Annotated in this window: 21 protein-coding genes and 2 pseudogenes; 10 read left to right on the forward strand and 13 right to left on the reverse strand. The window is 56.0% G+C overall.

Annotated elements, in window-relative coordinates; all coding sequences use genetic code 11:
* Window positions 1-29: 29 nt before the first annotated feature.
* The gene (locus Abci_RS14325; RefSeq protein ID WP_280513028.1) at window positions 30-251 is read right to left on the reverse strand and encodes an AbrB/MazE/SpoVT family DNA-binding domain-containing protein; all 222 of its coding nucleotides are present in this window, start codon (window positions 249-251) and stop codon (window positions 30-32) included.
* A gap of 414 nt (window positions 252-665) precedes the next feature.
* On the opposite strand from Abci_RS14325, the gene Abci_RS13705 reads away from it, so the two are divergent.
* The 4 genes and pseudogenes from Abci_RS13705 to Abci_RS14250 form a co-directional block, all read left to right on the forward strand.
* Window positions 666-1,184 carry a sigma-70 family RNA polymerase sigma factor gene (locus Abci_RS13705; protein ID WP_158319805.1) on the forward strand — a complete coding sequence of 173 codons (519 nt, stop codon included), beginning with the start codon at window positions 666-668 and terminating at the stop codon, window positions 1,182-1,184.
* Window positions 1,185-1,283: 99 nt separating this feature from the next.
* On the forward strand, window positions 1,284-2,300 hold the full coding sequence (locus Abci_RS13710) for a FecR family protein (protein WP_048839734.1): 1,017 nt from the start codon (window positions 1,284-1,286) through the stop codon (window positions 2,298-2,300).
* A gap of 141 nt (window positions 2,301-2,441) precedes the next feature.
* Window positions 2,442-5,036 carry a TonB-dependent siderophore receptor gene (locus tag Abci_RS13715; RefSeq protein ID WP_244877702.1) on the forward strand — a complete coding sequence of 865 codons (2,595 nt, stop codon included), beginning with the start codon at window positions 2,442-2,444 and terminating at the stop codon, window positions 5,034-5,036.
* A gap of 340 nt (window positions 5,037-5,376) precedes the next feature.
* A pseudogene (locus Abci_RS14250) lies at window positions 5,377-5,514 on the forward strand (LysR family transcriptional regulator); the annotation flags it as partial.
* A 139-nt stretch (window positions 5,515-5,653) separates the two neighbouring features.
* Here the strand turns inward: Abci_RS14250 and Abci_RS14255 are convergent.
* A pseudogene (locus Abci_RS14255) lies at window positions 5,654-5,908 on the reverse strand (TrbI/VirB10 family protein); the annotation flags it as partial.
* Here Abci_RS14255 and Abci_RS14420 point away from each other — a divergent pair.
* Window positions 5,862-5,999 carry a hypothetical protein gene (locus Abci_RS14420; protein WP_158319806.1) on the forward strand — a complete coding sequence of 46 codons (138 nt, stop codon included), beginning with the start codon at window positions 5,862-5,864 and terminating at the stop codon, window positions 5,997-5,999. The pseudogene Abci_RS14255 and the gene Abci_RS14420 overlap by 47 nt on opposite strands.
* A 4-nt stretch (window positions 6,000-6,003) precedes the next feature.
* Here the strand turns inward: Abci_RS14420 and trbG are convergent, their stop codons facing one another.
* From trbG to Abci_RS13760, 8 genes are all read right to left on the reverse strand, one after another.
* A complete protein-coding gene (trbG, locus tag Abci_RS13730; protein ID WP_048839737.1) occupies window positions 6,004-7,005 on the reverse strand; it encodes a P-type conjugative transfer protein TrbG in 1,002 nt (333 codons plus the stop codon).
* Entirely contained in the window at window positions 7,002-7,685 is a 684-nt protein-coding gene (gene trbF, locus Abci_RS13735) for a conjugal transfer protein TrbF (protein WP_048839738.1), read from the reverse strand. The genes trbG and trbF overlap by 4 nt, the downstream gene beginning before the upstream one ends.
* A gap of 5 nt (window positions 7,686-7,690) precedes the next feature.
* Window positions 7,691-9,115, reverse strand: coding sequence for a P-type conjugative transfer protein TrbL (gene trbL, locus Abci_RS13740; protein ID WP_048839739.1), 1,425 nt, complete (start codon window positions 9,113-9,115; stop codon window positions 7,691-7,693).
* A 5-nt stretch (window positions 9,116-9,120) separates the two neighbouring features.
* The gene (trbJ, locus tag Abci_RS13745) at window positions 9,121-9,846 is read right to left on the reverse strand and encodes a P-type conjugative transfer protein TrbJ (RefSeq protein WP_244877703.1); all 726 of its coding nucleotides are present in this window, start codon (window positions 9,844-9,846) and stop codon (window positions 9,121-9,123) included.
* Window positions 9,846-10,100, reverse strand: a complete 255-nt coding sequence (locus Abci_RS13750; protein ID WP_048839740.1) for a helix-turn-helix transcriptional regulator — start codon at window positions 10,098-10,100, stop codon at window positions 9,846-9,848. The genes trbJ and Abci_RS13750 overlap by 1 nt, the downstream gene beginning before the upstream one ends.
* A 280-nt stretch (window positions 10,101-10,380) precedes the next feature.
* The gene (locus tag Abci_RS13755) at window positions 10,381-10,887 is read right to left on the reverse strand and encodes a DUF2285 domain-containing protein (protein ID WP_048839741.1); all 507 of its coding nucleotides are present in this window, start codon (window positions 10,885-10,887) and stop codon (window positions 10,381-10,383) included.
* A 70-nt stretch (window positions 10,888-10,957) separates the two neighbouring features.
* Window positions 10,958-11,158, reverse strand: a complete 201-nt coding sequence (locus Abci_RS14425; protein ID WP_219810317.1) for a transcriptional regulator domain-containing protein — start codon at window positions 11,156-11,158, stop codon at window positions 10,958-10,960.
* 195 nt (window positions 11,159-11,353) lie between these two features.
* Window positions 11,354-11,671, reverse strand: a complete 318-nt coding sequence (locus Abci_RS13760) for a DUF736 domain-containing protein (RefSeq protein ID WP_084597694.1) — start codon at window positions 11,669-11,671, stop codon at window positions 11,354-11,356.
* Here Abci_RS13760 and Abci_RS13765 point away from each other — a divergent pair.
* Window positions 11,671-11,988: a hypothetical protein gene (locus tag Abci_RS13765; RefSeq protein ID WP_181015857.1), complete on the forward strand. Its 318-nt coding sequence runs from the start codon at window positions 11,671-11,673 to the stop codon at window positions 11,986-11,988. The two genes, Abci_RS13760 and Abci_RS13765, sit on opposite strands and share 1 nt — an antisense overlap.
* A 306-nt stretch (window positions 11,989-12,294) precedes the next feature.
* On the opposite strand, the gene Abci_RS13770 is transcribed toward Abci_RS13765, so the two are convergent.
* Window positions 12,295-12,711 carry a hypothetical protein gene (locus tag Abci_RS13770; RefSeq protein WP_048839743.1) on the reverse strand — a complete coding sequence of 139 codons (417 nt, stop codon included), beginning with the start codon at window positions 12,709-12,711 and terminating at the stop codon, window positions 12,295-12,297.
* 367 nt (window positions 12,712-13,078) lie between these two features.
* Window positions 13,079-13,759, reverse strand: a complete 681-nt coding sequence (locus tag Abci_RS13775) for a DNA methyltransferase (RefSeq protein WP_048839744.1) — start codon at window positions 13,757-13,759, stop codon at window positions 13,079-13,081.
* Window positions 13,760-14,549: 790 nt separating this feature from the next.
* Here Abci_RS13775 and Abci_RS13780 point away from each other — a divergent pair.
* Entirely contained in the window at window positions 14,550-15,968 is a 1,419-nt protein-coding gene (locus Abci_RS13780; protein WP_158319807.1) for an AAA family ATPase, read from the forward strand.
* Window positions 15,969-16,329: 361 nt separating this feature from the next.
* Window positions 16,330-17,196 carry an AAA family ATPase gene (locus Abci_RS13785; protein ID WP_158319808.1) on the forward strand — a complete coding sequence of 289 codons (867 nt, stop codon included), beginning with the start codon at window positions 16,330-16,332 and terminating at the stop codon, window positions 17,194-17,196.
* A gap of 135 nt (window positions 17,197-17,331) precedes the next feature.
* On the opposite strand, the gene Abci_RS13790 is transcribed toward Abci_RS13785, so the two are convergent.
* Window positions 17,332-20,316, reverse strand: coding sequence for a hypothetical protein (locus tag Abci_RS13790; RefSeq protein ID WP_146807008.1), 2,985 nt, complete (start codon window positions 20,314-20,316; stop codon window positions 17,332-17,334).
* 485 nt (window positions 20,317-20,801) lie between these two features.
* On the opposite strand from Abci_RS13790, the gene Abci_RS13795 reads away from it, so the two are divergent.
* Together Abci_RS13795 and Abci_RS13800 are read left to right on the forward strand one after the other, a co-directional pair.
* Window positions 20,802-21,029: a hypothetical protein gene (locus Abci_RS13795; protein ID WP_244877704.1), complete on the forward strand. Its 228-nt coding sequence runs from the start codon at window positions 20,802-20,804 to the stop codon at window positions 21,027-21,029.
* A partial coding sequence (locus Abci_RS13800) for a recombinase family protein (protein WP_456303673.1) occupies window positions 21,029-22,116 on the forward strand: 1,088 nt, incomplete at its 3' end. The genes Abci_RS13795 and Abci_RS13800, both read left to right, overlap by 1 nt.

Genomic DNA, 22,116 nt, shown 5'->3' on the forward strand with positions numbered 1-22,116 from the left:
CTCCTGACTGCTGGAGAGAGCGCGTCAGGTCAAGACAGGTCATGATGGAACGCGAATGAGTATGACAGCCTCTTCTTTTCCTCGGGCCTGAACGGATAGCGTACCGGAGCCGCAGGCTCGATCACAAGCCGACCATTATCAACAGAGATGCCGACTTTTGTCCCCGCTGTGAGATGCAGCACATCCAGGATCGCTGGCGGAACAGCCAGCATGACGGAGCCACCGACTTTACGAAGATTGGTTGTGTGCATGGCCCCCTCCAAAGGTTATATTTTTATATAACACGGTGACAGTCTGCGCTTCGATCAGAAAACAGAAACGTTGTTTCCATTCTCATCACCAAAACTCACGCTGCTTCATTCGACATGATCGAACCGACAACCCCTCACCCATTAAAAGCACGATTCGTGGGGCAACAAAGATGGATGATTGGAGCCGACAGAGGCCCTACTTCAGTGACGTATGAAAGGCCCATTTTTATAGCCATCAACCACATTTTTTTATCAAACGCGCCCGTTCGAGGCGAGAAAAGTTCCGCACTGTGACACGCAGGCCAGACACAGCATAATAGCTCTTGCAGTTAAGAACCTGTCGCAATACATCCAACCAGATCAGGCTGGCAGACACGGCACTCAACCCTTATCCATGACAGGAACCACAGCGCGGTGAAGGACTCAGAGCAAATTCTGAACGTCTATCTCAGCCATCGCCTGCACCTCGTGGATGTAGCAGCGGGTATTATCGGGTGCCGTTCCCGTGCTGAAGATATTGTCCAGGATGCTTTCATCAAGGCCACCCTGGTCCAGAAGAAAGGCACCGAGATCCAGCGGCCGGTGTCCTATCTGCTTCAGGTTGTCCGGCGCCTTGCAATTGACTTCCTTCGGTTCGGGCGCATTCGGAATGAAATTGATGTAGCCGACATCGCCGTGCACAACCTGCTATGCGATCCCCGGTCCCCTGAGACGTACGTCGGTAGCCGCGAGGAACTGGTCATTATCGAAGAGGTATTGGCTTCGCTTCCCGATCGCACACGCCTCGCGTTTGAAATGAAGCGTTTCGGCGATTACAAATTACGTGAAATTGCGGTTGTTCTCGACCTCTCTATTGGCCGAACGGCACAACTGATTACGGACGCAATGGCAGCCTGTCAGGCGGCTCTTGATAACGCCGCACCCAGAAACTGAACTGACACGCTTAAAAAATGCACTCATGCTCCGTCTCTCTCATAAGATGGCTTTTCTTATGCCGCCCGTCCGTTGAGCGTGGAGCGCTGTGTGGTCCGTATGACAGATAACTCTCCCGCTTCAGACGACCCGCTCACCGCCGAAGCCAATCTCTGGGTCATTCGTCTGACCGAGGAGCCGGACGATCGTGATCTTCGAAACGAGTTCTCCGCCTGGTATGCCCGGTCGCCCTGCCATGCAGATGCCTGGTCAAGAGCTTTGCGCGTCTGGAGGCTTACAGGGGCCGTTGAACCGGCTCTCCTGTCCCTTCCGGATAAACCGAAGAGCACAGAGAGGTTCGTTCCACTCAGACCTTCGTCATCCCTAAGCGCCTTGGCAGGACGGCATGCGGTAGCCTTTTCACTGGCCACGGTGTTATGCGGACTAGGCCTGTTCTTTCTCCCTGACATTCGCATTGCGTTGCAGGCCGACTACCAGACCTCGACAGGCAAGGATCAGACCGTAACACTTGCGGACGGCAGCGTCGTCACTCTGGGCGCGCGCTCGGCCATTGCAGTCCACTATCGCCCCGGTACGCGCGACGTCACCCTACTGGCAGGTGAGGCTTTTTTTCAGGTCAAACATGACGCAACACGTCCCTTTCAGGTGACCGCCGGAGATATACAGGCTCGCGATATCGGTACACGTTTTGATATCCGCCTCGACCCGACAGAAATACGGGTTGGTGTTCAGGACGGTCGTGTCGGCGTTTCCAGCCCGACACAGACGCAGGAAGTCGTTCTGGACGCAGGAGATGAAATCAACGTTGATCGATCTGACGGCCATGTGACCCGGAAAACCGTCTCTCCAGACACCGTTGGATCCTGGCAAACAGGCACCCTCGTCGTTGACAGCGATACGGTAGGGCACGTTACCGATACCCTTAAACGCTACTATCCTGGCTTTATCGTTAACTGGAGCGCCAAACTTCGGTCGCGTCAGGTCGGCGGCATCTACGACCTGCACAACATCCCTGCCGCCCTCAGAGCCGCAGTTGTTCCATCCGGCGGGCAGGTTCGGGAGGTCGCTGGTCATATGCTCATTGCGACTGACGCCCCGACATCCCACGAACAGTAAATGCTCAGCCTCGAAAGCGTCTTAACCTTCTGAGGTTTGGCATCTGTGAAAATAATTTGAGACGCTGCCCTATAAAAAGCCCATACGAACCCGTCCCTATTTCAAATGCGATGCATTCTCACTTTTGATGGGACGACACATATGGAACCTGAAATTGCACCGCGCCTTGTCGGTCGCACAAAAAAGTCTGGCCTGCGCCATGCATGGCTCAACCGGCCTGTCATGCTGGCAGTTCCTTCAGCACTCCTTTTCGCGCTAGCCAGCATGGATGCCGAACCTGCCTGCGCTGCGTCTTCCAGCGTCAGCCAGACAGCACAGAACTCTGCCCGTGCCTATAATATTCCTTCCCTGCCTCTCGGGCTGGCACTGGCGACTTACGGCAAACAGACTGGTGTTCAGGTGACATATGACCCTGCCCTGTTGGCAGGAAAAACATCTGTCGACGTGTCAGGTTCGATGAACCCGCAGGAAGCACTTCAGAAGCTCCTATCGAGTTCAAACCTTTCCTATCGTTACGCGGATAGCAACACGGTTGTTATTCAGAAATCTGCCGCCAACATCACGCTAGGTCCTGTACGTGTCGGAGGAACCTTGGCGCATCAGGATCCCACTGGACCCGGAGTTGGGTATGTCGCGGATAGAACAATGTCTGCGACCAAAACAGATACGCCATTAACCGAAATTCCGAACTCGGTCTATGTAATTACAAAGCAACAAATATTAGATCAGCAGCCACAGAACGTCGCAGAAGCGTTACGTTACACTGCTGGTGTATATGCGGAAGGTGGAGGTACTCATGGCAACGGAGCTTCGATGAGTAATGGGGGGTATGCTATGTCCCAGCGTGGTTTCGATACCACTGAATTTGTTGACGGATTAATGAGCCGATCTTTTGCTGCTGGTGAGACAAGTTTTCTTGATAGAATAGAAGTTGTTAATGGGCCTGCATCCGTGATGTACGGACAAGTCACTCCCGGTGGAATGATCGGGATGAGTCTTAAAAAACCGACTGATACGGCACTCCATCAAGTCTCAATTGGGTTCGGCAATTGGGGACGCTATGAGGCTACGGTTGATGTCAGCGATAAAATTACAAAATCAGGTGACCTGAGGTATAGGATTGCCGCTATAGGCGTCACGCAAGGAACGCAAACGGATCACGTCGATTATCACCGTGTTGGCGTGCTTCCATCCATAACTTGGGATATTGATAACAAAACCTCGCTTACACTTTTGGGTTCTTATATGTACACCCCTGGTGACGGATTAAACACCACTGCCTATCCTGCATTGGGTACAGTCGTGACATCAAACGGCCTTCCGCGGATCTCAAGGAGTACGTTTCTGTCGACACCCAATTGGAACAAACATGGTGAAAAAGATGCTATGTTTGAATATCAATTTAAACACGAATTTAATAAGTTCATAAATTTTAGTCAGACATTTCGTTGGGAGGAATCTCAGCGAACATCCGCAGGAACGTTTTTCGATGGTGCGCTTAGTCAGACGCAGATTGGGATTGGGCCCTGGAACCAATGGTCTGATGGCAGGCAAGAAGCGTTAGATACACGAATATTTGGAAAAGTCGATACCGGCCCCGTCAAACACACGTGGGTAGTAGGATCTGACTTTAGAAATTACAACTACGTTCTTGGGAATGACTATGATTATCCGAATAGTAGCGGTGTTTTGCTGATAAATCCCTATAATCCGCAGACAAACTACGAACCCTGTTACAGCCGCACATCAACGAAATGCCATACTATTTTCGGATTACCTCATTACGGGTATTTCCAAGAAGGTGTTTATTTTCAAGATCAGATGCGTTGGAAAGATCTGTCTATTCTTATTGGTGGGCGACAAGACTGGGTTAATTATTCTACCCATTCGAGTACTTATACAAATAAATTTGGAGTAACGCGCCTGAGGGAGAGAGATACGTCTCCGCAACCTCAGAGTGCGTTCACTTGGAGAGGGGGAATAATATATAATTTCAATTTTGGTCTTACGCCATATTTTAGCTATTCTACGTCTTTTATCCCACAGACAGGAACCAACTGGCAGGGGCAGCCTTTCAATCCATTGACGGGAAAGCAAATGGAAGCTGGACTAAAATATAAGATACCGGGGAAGGAGATATTATTTACGGCGTCAGCCTTTCATATCATTGAAGATCATTATTTAATATCCGATTTGGTTCATACAAATTATAGCGCAGATGCAGGAACGGTAAGATCTCAAGGGTTTGAACTTTCAGCAAATGCAAATATTACGCGGAATTTGAGGCTTGTGGCATCCTATACTTTCGAGGATGTGAGATTTCGAAAAAACAATCTAACTGCTAAACCATACAATCCCGTGACTATGACTTATGGTTCACCTGTTAGCGAAGAAAATAAATTCGTCCCGCAATTACCGCGCAACATGGTTAACATGTTTGTTGATTATACTTTTAAAGATAACTTTGCTCGTGGCTTCGGGGTCAACGGTGGCGTTCGTTATGTGGGATCTACTTATGCTGGCTACGTAGAAGCCTACAAAGTGCCATCATATGTGCTTTTTGACATAGGCGCACATTATGATTTCGGTGAGGCCACGTCGGTTTTAAAAGGATTACGAGCACAGCTTGCTGTTTCCAATCTTACAAACAAATATTATGTGACCGCGTGCGGCACTTATCAGTGTTATCTTGGCCAAGGTCGACGCGTTTACGGGAACTTGACATATAATTGGTGAAATTTCCCCACTCCGAACTACGGCATCTTTTCCCTATTAAATTCAGCATCTTGCCCCTCGTTTCCATGCCAAAGTCGAGGGGCAGCCTCACTGCAATTTCCGTGGGGCGAGCCATGTCAAACTCATGGGGCGGTCCTGTGCAACATCCGTGAGGATACATGGCAACAGGCGTGAGACGCATTCCACTCCCCAAGACTTTTTCGCAAAAACTGGAGAAATCTGTTAGGAGGCACGTCTTGTGGGATCGCAGCAGAATGATGCGCAGACCGACCGGAACACGCTCTTTCGCCTGATCGTCAGCGGTCGGATATCCCTTACCTCTCTGGTTGAAGCCCTCGCTGTGGCGGAACATCGTAATTTTCGAAAAGCTGGTGAAACATTGAGGATTTCACAATCCTCCATTAGTAATCGGATCTCTACTCTCGAGACTATTATCGGTTTCCGCCTATTCGAACGCCGTAACGGCGTGCATGTCACCTTCGAGGGACAGCAGTTTCTCGCCGTCATCAATGAAGCCGTCAGTCTGATTAATCAGGCCCTACGCCCGACCAACCTGCTCCCCACCTCAGCAGAAAGCCAACTTATGGTCGGTGTCCAGTCCTCCAGCGCTGGCGGCTTCCCTGCTCCTGTGCTTTCAGGATGGTATGCCCCAGATCACCGGGCAGCGCTGGTCCCAGCTTCGGCACGTCCCTGCCGACATAGTCGGACGGCAGCCCCGCCAGACCATCCGCTGACGGGCGGGCATCCGTGTCCTGGCTGACGGTCGAGGGTGAAGTCTGACGGCTGCTTTCCAGCGCATAGCCCAGGGCAAACGCCACCGCGATCATGGCGACACCCCCCAGCGACCAGACCACGGTGCGTGACAGCCGCACCACGCGAGGGCGTTCCGCCCGCAGCCGCAGATCGGGTGGCGGGGATGCAGAGTGTGGAGGTGCGGATGTCCCGCCCTCCGCCGGAGCCTGATCGGTCATGACTTCCTGCCGTCCGTCCGCACGATGCGCACCCGCTGCTCGGAGTGTTTATCCCCCAGCCGCAACTCGGCAGCGGCAAACAGCCGGTCTACGATCATCCAGTTCTGTCTTACCCGGTAATTGACCAGTTCCGGCCCGCCATCGGCTCCCAGAACGAAGAGCGGCGGCAGTTCCCCCTGCCCGATCCCGGCAGGAAAGGCGATATAGACCTTATGCCCGTCATCGAAGGTCCGGCTGGGAAGCCAGGGCGGCGTGCCGCCTTTCACCGGCTGGATGGAATAGCGGAAATTCAGGGTATCGAGAGTGAGACCCGTTTTAACGGGTGCTTCGTCCTCTGCCGCTCTGTTCTGCCGGTGCAGGGCAATCAGGTCATCCTCGGGGTAATTCCATGAAACCGATGCCATATAAGTGGCTGGCGTTGACCTCAATTCGGCAAGATAGGTCCGTCGGTCGGTATTGACGATCAGGTTGGTGGTCAGATCCGGCCGTGTCGGCTTAACCAGAATATGGATGCGTTTTGTCGCCCCTGTCCCGCTCTCGGTATCGCCGATGATCCAGCGAACGGTATCACCGGCCGCCACCGGTCCGGTGCCGACCAGCTTTTCGCCCTGCTGGAGCATGATGTCGGTGATCTCACCTGGCGAGGTGTAGACCTGATAGAGCGCCCCCGGACTATAGGGATAGACCTGCACCGCATTGATGAACCCGGCCCGCGTGGGCTGGATGCGCGCCGCCAGATTGGCCTGCGTGACCCGCGCGGTCGGATCAGCGACTTCAGGGGCCGGATGGGCCATGCGTCGGGACGGCAGTGGCTTGAGCTGACCCGGCAAGGGAAGCGGCTTCGGGACTTCGACCACCTGGACCGGCTTCGGCGGATCCGGCAGACGTATAGCCTGCACGGCATCATCGTAGCGGATGACCGGCGGATGATACTGCGACGCGCAGCCTGCCAGAGGCAGGGCCAGCAGTGGCAGAACACGAAGAGCACGACGGATCATTGGCCCAGCTCCTTCGACCAGTTGATGGCGGAGACGTAGATGCCGAGGGGATTTTTCCGCAGATGGTCAGCGTCACGCGGCGTGCGAAGAACAATGGACACGATGGCGGTCCATCGCTCCGTACCCACAAAAGCCCCATCGCGGTAATGCCGCTCGGTCCAGGCGACACGGAAGCTGCCAGGCGAGGCCCGGATCACCGAGGCGATGTCCACCTCGACCTGCTCGTGCCCGATGCGTGAGAAGGGATCGTTGAGACGGGCATAGTCGTTCAGCGCCACAGCACCGGACGTGGTGGTGAAATCATACGCGCGCAGCCAGTTGTGCCGAACCACGACGGCATCCGACGACAGGGAGCGGACATCGCCAATGAACTGCGCCAGATACCAGGCGATCTGCGGGTCGGCAGGCATATAACCCGCTGTTGCCGGAGCCACGACCTGCGCCTGCCCCAGCCGATCGACCTGCACGACCCACGGCACAATCGTGCCGCGCGCGGACTGCCAGATCAGTCCCGCGCCAAGGCTGGCGGACAGGACTAATGAGCCAAACGCCATCAGCCGCCAGTTGCGGGCCTGCACCCGAGCGGAGCCAATACGCTCGTCCCAGATCTGTGCTGCTTTCTGATAGGGTGTCACCGGCTCGGGCGTGGTCCCGTAGCGTGTGGTCGAGCGACGGAACATCGCGTTTATTCCTTTTCCGAGAGATCGATGGACGCCGACCCGCCTCCGCCATCGGCGGAGCAGATGACATGAGCCGCCTCGGCGGCATGGGTTGCGGCATTGCGACGTTTCATCTTTCGCGCCCAGCGCGGCGGCTCACCGCCGGTTGTCGGACCGGAACCGCCACCACCGTCGGGACCAGACGGACCAGAACCGGCGGGGTCGCTACCCGTGGGGTCACCACCACCACCGGATGAACTGCCGTCACCGCCATCGCCCGTTGGACTGTCGCCCCCCATCCCGCGCGCGGCCCAGCGTCCGCCGGCGGCGTAGCTTTCCCTGAGAGATGAGCCTGCACGCGAGGCCGCCCCTTTGGCGGCATTCGCGATATTCCCGCCGACGGCCCGGCCCATGCCTCCGATCCCGGCGGCCATGCTGCCCGCGCCACCAGAGGCGCCGGCGGCTCCGGCCGAATAGGCGGACGTGGCGGCCCCCGCGATCGCAGCCCCTCCCCGTGCAGCAGCGGCGGTCGCGCCCACGGCTGCGGCACCGCCAGAAGCGACGGCTCCAACGCCCGCTACGGCAGCCGCCCCCATGGCGCCGACCGCCATACCGGTACCGACAGCAGCCCCTGCCCCAAGCTGGGGGGCGCCGGAAATCAGCCCATTGGCGATGCTGCCGCCAAAAATGGACAGGCCGACAATTGCAAGAGAGGCCAGCACCACCGAGGTCGCCTGCCCGACCGTGGGAACAGCATCGCCATAAGACGTCGCAAACTGCCTGAAGAGCACGGATGCGATGGCGGAAATGACCGCCAGCACCATGATCTTCACACCCGATGACACGACATTGCCCAGCACCTTTTCGGCCAGAAAGGCGGTGCGATTGAACAGGGCGAACGGGATCAGCACGAAGCCTGCCAGCGTGGTCAGCTTGAATTCGATCAGGGCGACAAAAAGCTGCACGGCCAGAATAAAAAACGCCGCCAGCACGATCAGCCAGGACAGACAGAGCACGAAGATCTGGATGAAGTTCGTAAAGAAGGCGACAGGGCCAAGGAGATTATGGACAGAGTCCAGAAGCGGCTGGGCCGCATCGAACCCCGTCGCGGCCAGTCGGCCGGGACGCAGAAAATCCGAAACTGCTAGCGTTCCACCTCCGGCTTTCAGACCGAGGGCCGCAAAACTGTCGAAGACGATCTTCGAGAGCGCATCGAAATCGTTGATGACCCAGGCGAAGAACCCGATATACAGCGTCTTCTTCACCAGACGCTGGATGATGTCCTCATCCGCTGCCCAAGCCCAGAACAACCCGGCCAAAGCGACATCCAGCACGGACAGCGTTCCGGCCAAGGAGATCACATTCCCTTTCACCAGACCGAACCCGGTATCGATCGTGGTCGTGAAGGTGTTCAGGAAAGTATCAATTACCCCGACATCATTGGTGGCCATGGCGGTCAGTTCCCACTGCTACCAAACATGGACACGGTGCCGGGCACGTAGGCGTCATGCCGGGAGAAATGCTGATACTGCGCCTCGCTTTCGGCTTCCGTTACGGCCTCACGCGCCTGTTGCAGCGCCGTTGCCCGACCATTGGCGGCGAGTTCAGCCTGAATGTCGGATAGCTGGCGGGATTGCAGGGCGAGAAGCTGGTTCCCGGCCTGGGCCGCCTGCAACGCGCCCGTGGAGGTCTGGCTGGCGGAAACAAGCTGCGTCATGGCGCTGCTGTCGGTGGGGATGTTTCCTACCACCCGCGCCTGCAGCTTCAGGGCATCCTCGAACCCGCCGACGGAATTCTGCCAGCGTGTCTGCGCCTGAGAAAACAGGGCGCTATCGGACATCCCGGAGGACACTGACGTATAGGCCTGCTGATACTGCTGCTCGACGGACTGGACGCTGTAGGCAATGTTCTGCGCCTGCGCGAGCAGAGCCGTCGTCTGGGAAATCGTCGATTGCAGCGTCGACAATGTCGACAGCGGCAGGCTCGCGAGGTTACCTTCGTCCGCCGATGCCCGGACGATCACGTCGATCTGTCGGGACCGGTAACGAACTGGCTCGAAGCGCGGACGCCTGGCCAGCGCGAAGAATGGTCGCCCCATCAGATCACGCTGGTCACGCGGGCTCGCCGGTCCGCTGACCACGAAGCGGCGGTCTGGCTCGCGCCAGCTTTCCCCAGTGCCCATCACAGGCTCTCCCGTTCTTCTTGGGTCAGGGGCCGGGCCGGAAAGACACGGGTGGGTGTCGTCTCGGACGGCGAGTGACGTGCGCCCCCGGCGGTCCAGGCCATCATGTCCTCGACGGAATAAAGCACCCGTCCGCCGACCTTCCGGTAGAGCGGGCCGGTGCCGTAGGTGCGATGTTTTTCAAGCGTGCGGAGCGAGATACCCAGAAACCGGGCCGCTTCACGCACACGCATCAGGTGCGGCGGGATCGCCATGACCTTGTCTCCCTTTCCAATGCCACGCCGGACAGGGACCGGCGGGATATGGAGGGAAGCTGGTGGATAATCTGCGGCTCAGGGAATGGACGTTTTTATCGACGACAAAAACGTCCATGAAACGAGACTGGAACCCGTCCTTTTCACCACCCGAACGCCGCCGTTCACCGCATGCCTTCGAAAATACCTTCCGGGAAAACGGCTTTTTGTGCTTCGCTGTCGTCAGGGAGTCGTCACGAAAATCAAGGGCAAAGCAATGCAGACAGATGCGGCCCTGCACTCACCTGCGGCGCGACAATGGATAGCCCATAAGATCGCGGTAACCGCCGTCGATCATCCGGTTCGCCAGATTTTCGAGACGACGAAACCGGCCGCGCCCGGCAATATCGGGCCAGTCATAAGCACTGGGCGTCGGTTCACCGAGCAGGCGATCGGCGATCACCCGCTCGCCAACACCTGCGGCACGCGCATCGGCGACGCGCAGGGCAAGGATGTGGCGAGCGATGGACTGCGCCGACATCCTGTGCCAGGGGCCGGGGTCCGCATGACCCGCAAGCACGCGCCACAGCCGGAACGCCTCATGGGCACGCAGCGGCGTGAATCTGTCATACGCCTGCTCGAAAGTATAATGACCCTCGCCCGGCCATTGTCGTTCCATCCAGAGTTGCCAGATCACACCACCGCAGACAGCAGAAACATAAACACCGTCAGACGTTTCGACGAAACGCGCGTCGGACAGGGCATGCAGCTCAAGGCGACGCGGCGTCAGCGTCTGGCCAGGCGGCATTGGCCTGAGAGCCAGAACTGTCGGCAGGGCCAGACGCGACCAGAGCGCGGTCAGGGCGCTGAATCGCTGGTCAGGATCGGCGGCGAAATCGCGGACCCCAGCGTCGGGCGAATTCCGCCTGGGCAGGATCGTCGGGAGACAGGTCCGCGCAGGCGCGCTGTTCGTCGCGATAGCGACGATTGCGCCGAAGATATTCCCAGCCGAGTTCCGCCGGGTTCGCATCGCGCAGGTGTTCATACCGCGCCTGGTTCTGCCAGTCTGCTCCGGGCATGACGCCCTCCCTCGTGTGTCTGAGAACGGGCGGCGACGCCTGCCCGGACAATCAGTATCCACGACGTTTTATCCAGCGGGAAGCTGGCAATCGGAGATCATGCGATCGCGAAACAAGAACGAAATGGGCGGAATCATCGCTGACGACCCTACCCCCTTGAAAGCCCCTCCGGCGAACCGGAGGGGCGTGGGGTGGTCACTCCCCGTTGCGTGGACGCTGGCGGCTCCAGACCAGGTTGTAGGCGCCCCCTTCCTCTTCGAAGAGGCTGGCGAAGATCGGACCGGGAAGGGTCGGATCGTCCAGCTTCACGCTGAGATATTCGCGCCAGTCGGTGGTGTGCTTGATCCAGGCAGCCCCGGCTTCCAGTTTTCCGATCTGAACCCGGAAGTTGGGAACATTGTCTCTGGCCCGGTTAGCTTCGGGCACGAAGCGGACGCCCCGGATTTTCTGTGTCAGGGTGACGATTTCGCCTTCGTACCCTTCGCCGACTTTCTTGAATGAACCGATGATCATTGTCCTGTCTCCTGGTTGTATCGGGCCGCGACCACCGTGGCCTCGATGGCCATCGTCAGCCCGGAGACGACCGGCGGCGCACCCCGCAGGGGCCGGAGCAACGCGGAGGACGGCAGGACCGCAACTTTCTTGTTCCGCGCGGAATGGGCGCAGCCCAGGGGAAGAAAGTTGCGGGCCGCCGTTGCGCCATAGCCGGACGTGGCGAAGCCGGTCTTCGGGCAGATCGGCCATATCGAGAGGCCATGGTGTGCGGAACCGTCAGCCTTGTGTGGGGACAGGGCAGTCCGTCGTGTTTCATGACTGGGGCGTGGGGCTGATGGGGACGTCTCCCTGCGTCTCGGGACAATCCGGGGCCGTTACCAGTCCACGTATCGAACAGCGGGCCTGTGACAGAGATCACACCCATACCGATGCTGGAAAACCATGATGGACGCGGCAGGCACATACCTCACCACATGAATGGACGTATCTCAGCGTGACGCTGGACAGTCCGGCCCCCGATGCATCCGTCCATGCCCTTTCGATGAACACAGCACACGCATTCATCCCATGGAGCCGCCCTTGCTCGCGCAACGGGGACTGACCGCCCCGCCCCTACACTTGCCTGCCGGAAGATCAGGCTTTCAGGCGAGCTGGATGGCGCACAGCCGCGTCCACGCGGCCCCGCCGACGCACAGCGCCCCGAATGTCGCGAAGATATATGCCGGAATGGCACCCATATCGCCCAGACCGCTGAACCCCAGCGTCATGCCGAACCCCGCCAGCGCGGCCGGTAAAGCAAGCAGGAGCGAGACCGTAATCCGTAAGACGGGATTGCGCGTGGATGCGAGGATCGCCTGACCGAGCACCAGAACCATGATCCCGGCACCGATACCCGCAAGGACGGCATGGGCGCCCGACATCATGGCGTGATCATAAAGCATGGTGCAGACCATCGCGGCCACGAACAGAGGGGCGGCATAGACCGCACAGAGAAGCAGCAGCCAGCACAGGAAACCGATACCGGCGACGCCAAGGACAATTCCGAGACCAAGCAGCATGGATCGCATCCTTCCCAAGAAGTGGAACACCACACACATGCTGGGACGATTCCGATATATCCAGGGAATAGAAGCCAGTTTCCCGACATCGTTTTCACGATCGGGACAGCGCGCGGAGCGCGCCAGACAATCCTGACCGAGGCGCCCCTGTCGGCGCCTTCCGCTCGCGCCGGGAACGCGGCGCGTTGGCCCGGCAGCGTTTAGAGTGGATCAAAAGGCATTGGTCCAGCATTCTGCTCCACTGAACCTTGCGAGCCGGCGTGCCGGCGAGCGCCGCACGCGCGGGCAGCGCGTCCCCACCGCCGGTCCCGAAGGACCGGCGCGATTTTCTGGCCGCCCGATAAGCGTGAAGAAAGAAAAGGGCGGCTTACGCCGCCGCCCTCCCTGCCCCGTGCCAGGCCAGCCGACGGGTCGCCGTGGCCGCGTGCTCCGGGTCCAGTTCCATGCCCAGCCAGTCGCGCCCAAGATGCTGCGCCGCCACCAGCGACGAACCCGAACCCGCAAACGGGTCCAGCACCAGACCACCCACCGGGCAGAAAGCTTCCACTAGGGGAAGCAAGGCCGCCACCGGCTGTTGCGTCGGGTGCAGTTTGTTGCCGCTATAGGGCATGTCGAGCACGTCCGGGATAGGTTTTGCCGGAGGCGTTACATTCCCCTTAGCCAACAGGTAAGCGCTCTCATGTTCATACCGGAGAAATCGGGAAGATGACGAGTAGGACTTGCGAAAGACGATATGCCCGACCATGCGGAACCCCGCCGCCTTCCAGGCATCGGCAAACAGGTCGATGCGGTTCCAGCCATAGAACGAAACGGCGAACCCGCCCCATTTCAGGACACGGTGCATCTGGTTGAAAGCAGGCCGGAGCCAGCGCGCATTGTCGTCGTTACGAACCTTCCGCCCGTCCCTGCCCTGATAATTCACCAGGTAAGGCGGGTCTGTCAGGATGAAATCCACCGCATTGCGAGGAAGTGCGCGCATAAGCTGCACGCTGTCGCCGTTGAGAATGGTGTTGCGGAAATCGGTCGCCGTGTTCGTGTCGCCGGTCATGGTCTTTGCCCTTTGTTCCGCGAGGAACAGCCCCCGCTGTTCCTCTGCCTCGCGGCGAGCAGCGGGGTAGCAACGGCAAGGGCGACCGATGGGGAGGGGGATCGCCAGATCTGCACGGAGCGCAGCGCAGGAAGATCGGGGACACCCCATCGGGCGGCGTCAGCGCGCTGACGCGCACCCTTGCCGGCGCGAGGGCGGAGCCATTAGCTTTTTGTCGTAAATCAGTCGTCCATTCACAATCGGAATTGTCGAACAGACTCTCCTACTTTAATATACTCGCGCGATTGCCATGGTAGAAAGAGTAGCTTTATCTTTGAAAAGGCAGTAATGCTGAGTCGGTTGACATTCAATTATCCGACGACCCAATCAGAAAACGGGTAATCGCAAACATTTATACTGATCAATAGCTGCTGGTGGAACCAGCAAAGAATTTACCGTATTGCAATAAAGTTATTCCAGATTTGACAACACCGGAAGCTTCGCATGTCTGTTTTGCTACGCCGATCATAGTGTTCTAGATATTTTAATGGCATATAATCCAACTCGGAAAAAAGATGCCACAAATGCATCAGGCGTATTAATCGATCCGAGAGGGCGTAAGTTGGTATACCAAAAGGGGCATCACCCAGGCACAATATGGCTTAAGAGCGATCTACAGTGTCATACCCCTAGAGATCTAAGCTGGCGCGGTGCAATAACTGGCCTTCCGGGCGGCAATGGAACCGCAGAGGAATCAAGACGTTCTTGGGCACGGAGTTTTCTGGACGCTTGTGAGACACGCGGATTGGGCGTGGTGGCCATCACTGATCATCATGATTTCTGTATGGCCGAATATGTGGCAGAAGAAGCCTCCGCGTATGAGAATATTATGGTCTTTCGTGGTATTGAAGTGACCTGTCAGGACAATGTGCAGTGCATTGTCCTTTTTGACCCTTCCAGCCACAAGCGCATCCTCTCAAAGTTCATGGGAATGCTTACGGGAATTATGGAAGCCGGAGAGCATGAAGCCAACGCCCCTCCGACCCAGCCATGCCGCATGAATCTCACTGAGCTTTTTGAGGCAGTCCAGAGCGAGCCCTTAATTCGCGAACACTGCATCCTTCTTCCGCACTTCAGCCACCTGGAAGCCCATAAAAGCGCCAACTCTCAGGGACATCATCTTCGTTTTGCAGAACTTGCATGTGATGGTGTTTATGTTGAAGTGCCTTATGATGAACTTGATATTACAACTCGCAATAAAATATGGGGCTATGTGCCGGCCTGGGGAAAGCGACGGCGTGCAATTATTGCAACCGGTGACAACAAGACAGAAACTTGGGATCGGCTTGGACAATATAATTGTTGGTTAAAGCTTGGGGAACATTCTCTTGAAGCACTGCGGCAAGCGATGCTGGCCGACGAAGCACGAATTTCGTTTGAAGAGCCTCAAATTCCGAGCGAACGCATCACCCAGCTTACTATCTGCTCAACGCTCACCGGCAACGAAGAACTATCTCTCACATTTAATGCTGGATTTAACGCACTGATTGGCGGAAGAGGATCTGGAAAAAGCTCTTTCATAGAGTATTTGCGCTTTGGATTAGCCCGGACGGCTGCGGATTTAAGATTGCTCGACGGAGCATCTCCCCGTGAGCGGGATGAAAAACTAATCGATGATACTCTGCAAGATGGCGGCTTTGTTACGATTACACTTGAACGTGACGGCGTTCCGGAAACTTGGCGCCGTACTTATGCCGACCGCGACCGGATTACGATTTCCGATCGCAAGCACAATGAGACGACCCTCTCTTTGGATGATGCTCGCAGGCGGTTCCCGGCTAGGGCTTTTGAACAGAAAGGCCTCTCGTCGACAATGAATGATCCAGCAAAAGCTGCAGATCAAATCACAGGGATCGCCGCAGCGGAAGAGCTTGATCTTCGTCGGGAGGTTGATGAAAGTATCGTTAAGTCCAAACGAGCCATAACGACCGCGCTCCAGCAAGCTGCAGCGTACTGGCAGTTGCTCCGTGAAGAAAAACGCATGTCAACTCTAGTTACTGATCTTAAGGAACGCTTGGCTGCCAACACTGAACGATTGCAAGCTGACGGTATTAGCGATGCGGCAATGAAAATTCTGGAAAAAGCGCCAGAGTATTCCCGAGCGAGCAGCTACATACGATCAATTCAAGTTTCCAAGGAAACAATACAAAAAAAAATTAAGCGGCATTAGTGACGATCTCTTAAAATTTGCCTCTGTCACTTATCCGACAACATTCCCTTATTTCTCCAAAATTCAAACTGCAGCTGATACCGCTCGCCAGAATATCCAATCTCTCTTAGAAAATATTCAGATTGAACTAGAGAATTTTCAGGATATTTTAGCAGAAACTGCGACTGAGCATAAAGTCGATAATGAAAGTTTCGATAAAAGTCACAAAGAAGCGATAGACCAGCAATCAGCACACCGTTTAGCTATTGAAGACAATCAACGGCTCACAAAGGAGTTTGAGGCGGCAATTGAGAAGGAACGTATTGCAAAGGAAGCGGCTGCAGAGCAGGCGAATTGTGTTACCCGCTTGCAGCACGCACGCTTGGCATTACGACATAACATTGGAAGACGGCGAGAAATACTTCAAGACGCAGCAGAAAAGGTCGCTGGGCACTCTGGTGGAACACTAAAAGCAAAAGTCAAGACAGACCCTCAACCCGACGACTACTTGAAAGCTCTAGAGATTATATGTAACGGAAGCTATCTACAGGACGCTAGGGATCGTTGTCGACAACGTGCGCAACAATTGAAACTCGTTGCCGACTGGGAAGAACTTTGTAATACGATCGAAGAAATCTATAGAGAGAAGATTATTATAGGAACTGCACCAGATCCTAGCGGAGCACAAGCGGCACGTCTTGGAGAAGCGCTTTTTGGAAATGAATCAAATATAGCACCACGTACGCTGGGACGCTTTTTTGATTCACTCAATGACCAAGTCGTAGGGAACTTTTTAGCAGCAGCACCGAGGGATTACATTGCGTTGACATATGTGGATGAGTTAGGACGAAACATTGGGTTCGAACGTGCCTCTCCAGGCCAACAAGCCTCGGCCCTTCTAGAGTTGCTTCTTCGTCAATCTGCCGGCACGCTGATTATTGATCAGCCTGAGGACGATCTGGACAATAAAGTCGTGATGAAAGTTGTTGACCTCGTCAGAAACTCAAAGTCTAGACGGCAGTTAATTTTTGCAACACATAATCCAAATGTTGTCGTGAATGGCGATGCTGATAAGGTTATAACACTTACAACAGGAGAGCCCAATCCGAATCCCGTTACAGGTTCCGTTCGTATCGCCATTGAAGTGGATGGTGCAATCGAGACGCCAGCAATCAAGAACGCAATAACACATATTATGGAAGGCGGAGAGCCCGCATTCGAACTTCGCCGGAGGAAATATCGCTTTTAACTAATTGAACGTCGACTATTCTCAAAACAGGCCTACCATTGCGCATTAGCTCCGTCACTTAAACACAGTTGCTAGGGAACCCAACCTGCAGGGAGCGATCGCGGCCCTCGCATCTAGCGAAGAGAATAACCTCCATCAGCCCGGCGCGGCGTCGCTCCACTTGAACAGGTCGCTGTGCTTAACGTCGTCGGATCGAAGACCGTATCGCTCTGTTAAGAATTTTTCGACAGCATTGTGATCTGAGAGTGCCGGGGTTCCTTCTAACTGCCAGCCCGCTGCGAATGCACTAAGAAAACTGTATCGGCTGGCGACAAGGAGTTCGTCAGTGAAGAGTGACGGGTCTAGGGCATCCCGAAGTCGCTCCTTGCTATCGAACATAGCACGTATTTGCTGGAACTGCTCGAAGGCGGAAGCTTCGTCCACGTATGGAAAGCGAATATTCGCAGCCGTATTGGCGATAATCGACAAAATTTCCCAATCCAGCATACCCTGCCGATGCCAGCTTTCGAACACGGCACGTCGATCCGGTCGAACAAGCAAACGGCGCAGTGTGTGGCGGATCGATTGGGCAGCGTTCTTGTAGCGCTTCCCGATCGCCTGCAACGCCCACTCCCTGTCATAACCCTGTCCGGGTCCCCGTGGAGAGCCTAGCAGCGGATGCTCTCGCGATGTGAATAAGCGGTGGTCCGCAAGTGGACCAAGACCTACCCGCTCATCTCCTAGAAAGAGTTCTCGCGGCATTGTCACACGATAGATTTCACAATAGGGCCTCGCTACAAAAATCCTATCCATTGCCGCGCGGAGAAGTTGCTCCGTTCGTTCGATCAGAACATGAGGTGGCAGAACAGAGCATGCGCCGATGAGGGCAGCTGCGATTGCAATCGTCGATTTGATCATTTCGTCGAATTTTGTAGCAGATTGGTCGTAGAGTGAGAGACTTACCGAGAAATGAATGCCCTCTTCATTCGCCTTGCCGCTACCTTTCGACAACCTCATGTCGCTAGGCCCGGTCGCCACCGCGAGATCCATGCAGACTCTTGTCGGCAGCAGCATAAGATCAACACCCGCTAGCGTTGCCTGCACAATCTGCAACTCAGCGACAAACTCTTCAGCAAGTGCTGTGTCGTCATAGGTGTTCGGAAAGCTTGCGACCCACCGAACACCCAAAGCACGCCATTCGATTAGGCGCCGCGCTCCTAGGTCGCCAAAGGGGCGCCCGATGAAGGCTTCTTCGATATCTCGCCAGACATCATCCTGACCACCTTCAAGCCAAAAGCCGCCAGAACTCTCCGACGATGAAACGACTGATTGTCTCAGGTACTCGGGCCAGAGCGCGAGAGCTTGGTCAACAATAGCCATGTGCGCGCTGCCAAAGCGACAGGCGATGCCCCGCAAAGCTGTAACCTGACAAAGATGCGCGTTTAACTCTGAATGGCGATCATGATCGAAGGGGTCCGGTTCGAATGCGAAATGCGCACCGATAATGGGCAGCAAAGTCTGAACGTAAGAGAGGGAGTTCCCGGCGGCATTATCTGCGTCGGCCACTAGCATGAGCATTTGGGGAAGGCGCGCCTTAACCGCAGTGTTCTCACTCTGCTGTGCGAAGTAGCTGCCGACGAGTGCCATATATTTGGCAGCATAGGCAAGGCCAAGTTCAAGGTATGATTTGGAAAGGAAGAACGTCGCTCGTTGGAAGCCTTGGAGGCGGTCTCCGGTGAACCAGCGGCGCTGGATACGATGAAGGTCTTGCACCGCATGTATGAGATCGTCTTGCTGGTAGCGGACCATAGCGCGATCGAAGCTTTTGTCGGCTGCTGCCGCGGGACCCGCTTTCTTAGCGACGAAATCCTCGACGCGCTCGGCAAGCGCCTCAAAGCGAGGATGCTCGCCTAGCACGGGGGTAAGCTTATTGATAAAGTCTGCGAAATTCTCAATCGGAAACAGTGGTGCACTGTCGGCAGCGTCGAGCATCCGGTCCCAATCATCGAAGCCAACACTGGGGTCTGGCACAGTGTTTTCGTTTTCCGGAACGGTCGCCAGCGATGCGCGGATACGCAGCAAGGCGGCGAGGCGCCCAGGCCCCTCTGAAGCGTCAATTTCGCGGTTAAGGATACCCGCTATTAGACGACGCCACCCCAGGATCTCATTCAGTTCGCACGTAAAGTGGCCCAATCCCCAAGCACTGAAGGCATAGCTCACGAGAATTGCCGCATTCTGCAAGTCTGAGGGCGCGAGCCAGGCCTCAACGTCGGAAAAGAAGTCTACAATGAGATGTTTGCCGGGATTGAGGTCAGACTTGCCGCGATAATTAGCGACAGCAATCTCGTAACACGCAGCGCGTACTGTTTCTCTGGAACAAGGCTCTAAGCGAAACACCTCCATTAGCTTCAACCACTCGAGAAGATCAGGACGCCCTTCAATATTGAAAGTTGCATATCTGAGACCAGATTTGACCTCAAAGAAATCCGACGAGCTGAAAGGCATCGGCTCCTTACCACGCCACCTATCGCGTTGCTCTTGATACCAGCTTTGATCCCTAGCATGTGTCGGAAATGTATCAGCCGGAAGACTCAGAAATTGCTGCGCGATCCAGAAAACTTCGGCGTCCGTCAGCATTTCAGCAATCGCGGTACCGTCGAAGATTTGGAGTTCGAGGCGGCACTCGGATGCAGCCCAACGTATGAGTTGGAGCCGCTTTGCGATCGGGACATTCACTTCGCAAAAATACGCGACCTCATCAGCCGTTCCGAGCTCGGCCATCGCTCTAACGTCCGCTTTGAGCTTGGGGACGATCTTAGTCGTTAACGAACATCCGAACATTACCCGTTGCAACCCGGAGCTTAGCTTGTTCGATATCGCGCTGATCGGTGGCGCGATCGAGCTTCGGTATGTCTCAAAGTCGCGTCCCCCGTCGCCGCCGGCGCTTACCGGTCCTGTTGCGGGCAGAATGTTACTGTGCACCTTGGCGCGTGCTAGATAGCGTGCGAGATGTTCGAACTCGTGATGTGCATTTCGCGCTTTCATCTCGCTGAGGTGGAAGCGGATCATTGCGACGAGTTCGACTCTATTCATTTGGACACTGCTTTTGAGATTACCAACAATGTTTAATGTATCGCTCATCACGGATCATAAGGCCATGACAATCTCGGCAGTTCAATGATCGAGCCTAGACTGCTGCCGCTCGTCACTTCGATGGCGTCAAAGCAGAAATTGTGGCCCCACCCGTCGGTGCCGTCAACAATAGCAAAGACTGAACCCCTTAGAGCATCATTAAGGCAATGTTCAGCAAGACGTCGGTACCGGACCATTCAGACGGCAATCATGACCACTATCCTAGATCGTAATCCCAGAATCAGTCGTTCGCCTAACGGCCTATATTGCCTGTGGACCTGATTGAACGTCTGGGATCGCCGAAAACTACACTTACCTCGTGGAATTCGGTTCAGAATCTCTCATCTGAACATTCGTGGTAGTGGAATCCATTAGAACTGAAACGACTCTCCCCGCCTATTCGTTGACGTCTATTCATCCTATTACTTACGCAAACACCGCCGATGACCGCATAGGATTATTTTGTTCTTTCCAATGATGCATGACCCTGTCCAATGACTCCAGTATCGTCTGGAGAAACCGTCATGGACGCACGAGACAGGCAGGCGCGGATCGAGATCATTCTTCCCGACGACGAGGCAGCCGCACCTTATGTGACGGATGCCAGCGTGCTCCGCCTGGCGCGGCTCATCGGCCGCCAGATGGCTCGCGAGGATTATGAACGTCAGAAGCGCCGCCGACGCCCCCCCCGCCATCCAGCCGCATCTGGCCGAAAAACGTGATGGCGACCCTCAATGATGAAAGCGTCCCTGGCCCGAACGGCAAACCGTGGATCGACACCACGATCCGGGGCCACGTCCAGCGCGGCACGGGGATCGTCAACAACGAGCTTTACGTGGGCCGTCTCGTCTGGAACCGGCTCCGCTATATCAAGGATCCCTCAACCGGGAAGCGGGTATCGCGGCTGAACCCTGAGTCTGAGTGGATCATCACCGAAGTGCCCGAACTGCGTATTGTCGACGACGTACTTTGGCAGGCAGTCCGCGACCGTCAGGCGAAGATCGCTGCTCAATATGTCAACGTCATCGCGGCCGTCCGGACATCGGCCGCAAACCGGATGAACGGCATGCGCCGCCCGAAATCCCTGTTCTCGGGTATGATTTTCTGCGGCGTCTGCGGCGGCACCTACTCGCTCCGTGAGAAGGACCGCTATGCCTGCTCGAACCGGATCGCGAACCGTTCCTGCCATAACAAGGCGACAATCCTGCGCCCCGACCTTGAAGAGCGCGTGCTGGCCGGCCTCAAGCACAAACTGATGACACCCGAAGCCGCCGCTGCAGCCATGAAAGCCTATACGGAAGAGACCAACAGGCTGAACCATGAGCGCCGCGCCAACAGTGCTGGCTGGAAGACTGAACTGGCGAAAGTCGAGAAAGGCATTCGAGGTATCGTCGAGGCCATCAAGGAAGGCATGTTTCATCCCGCCATGAAAGCGGAGATAGACGCGCTCGAAGCTCGCAAAGTCGAACTCGATGCCCTGCTCTCCTCCGAACTGGAGGATACGCTCGACATTCATCCGAATGTCGCGGCGATGTTCAAAAAGAAAGTGGAGCGTCTGACCGAGAGCCTGAACAAGCCAGAGGACCGGGCCGAGGCGTCCGAGGCCGTCCGTGCGCTGGTGGAGAAGATCGTCCTGTCGCCGGGTGATAAGCGCGGCGAGATCTTCGCGACGCTCTATGGCGAGCTTGGCACGCTGCTCAGATTCGTGAAGCAGAAGGACACTAAATTGGGCAAGTCCTTGAAAGGACTTGCGAAAACATCAATGTGGGAATCGGTGGTTGCGGGGGCAGGATTTGAACCTGCGGCCTT

The organism is Acetobacter cibinongensis, assembly GCF_000963925.1.
Classification (GTDB): Bacteria; Pseudomonadota; Alphaproteobacteria; order Acetobacterales; family Acetobacteraceae; genus Acetobacter; species Acetobacter cibinongensis.

Bases quoted from the DNA above. Each gene is read 5' to 3' on its own strand.
- Abci_RS13710 (WP_048839734.1), top strand. From the start codon at position 1,284: ATGACAGATAACTCTCCCGCTTCAGACGACCCGCTCACCGCCGAAGCC.
- Abci_RS13760 (WP_084597694.1), bottom strand. From the start codon at position 11,671: ATGATCATCGGTTCATTCAAGAAAGTCGGCGAAGGGTACGAAGGCGAA.
- trbJ (WP_244877703.1), bottom strand. From the start codon at position 9,846: ATGGGCACTGGGGAAAGCTGGCGCGAGCCAGACCGCCGCTTCGTGGTC.
- trbL (WP_048839739.1), bottom strand. From the start codon at position 9,115: ATGGCCACCAATGATGTCGGGGTAATTGATACTTTCCTGAACACCTTC.
- Abci_RS13715 (WP_244877702.1), top strand. From the start codon at position 2,442: ATGGAACCTGAAATTGCACCGCGCCTTGTCGGTCGCACAAAAAAGTCT.
- Abci_RS13775 (WP_048839744.1), bottom strand. From the start codon at position 13,759: ATGACCGGCGACACGAACACGGCGACCGATTTCCGCAACACCATTCTC.
- Abci_RS13790 (WP_146807008.1), bottom strand. From the start codon at position 20,316: ATGAGCGATACATTAAACATTGTTGGTAATCTCAAAAGCAGTGTCCAA.
- Abci_RS13750 (WP_048839740.1), bottom strand. From the start codon at position 10,100: ATGGCGATCCCGCCGCACCTGATGCGTGTGCGTGAAGCGGCCCGGTTT.
- Abci_RS14425 (WP_219810317.1), bottom strand. From the start codon at position 11,158: ATGCCCGGAGCAGACTGGCAGAACCAGGCGCGGTATGAACACCTGCGC.
- Abci_RS13755 (WP_048839741.1), bottom strand. From the start codon at position 10,887: ATGCCGCCTGGCCAGACGCTGACGCCGCGTCGCCTTGAGCTGCATGCC.
- Abci_RS13770 (WP_048839743.1), bottom strand. From the start codon at position 12,711: ATGCTGCTTGGTCTCGGAATTGTCCTTGGCGTCGCCGGTATCGGTTTC.
- Abci_RS14325 (WP_280513028.1), bottom strand. From the start codon at position 251: ATGCACACAACCAATCTTCGTAAAGTCGGTGGCTCCGTCATGCTGGCT.
- trbF (WP_048839738.1), bottom strand. From the start codon at position 7,685: ATGTTCCGTCGCTCGACCACACGCTACGGGACCACGCCCGAGCCGGTG.
- Abci_RS13795 (WP_244877704.1), top strand. From the start codon at position 20,802: ATGACTCCAGTATCGTCTGGAGAAACCGTCATGGACGCACGAGACAGG.
- Abci_RS14420 (WP_158319806.1), top strand. From the start codon at position 5,862: ATGGCGACACCCCCCAGCGACCAGACCACGGTGCGTGACAGCCGCACC.
- trbG (WP_048839737.1), bottom strand. From the start codon at position 7,005: ATGATCCGTCGTGCTCTTCGTGTTCTGCCACTGCTGGCCCTGCCTCTG.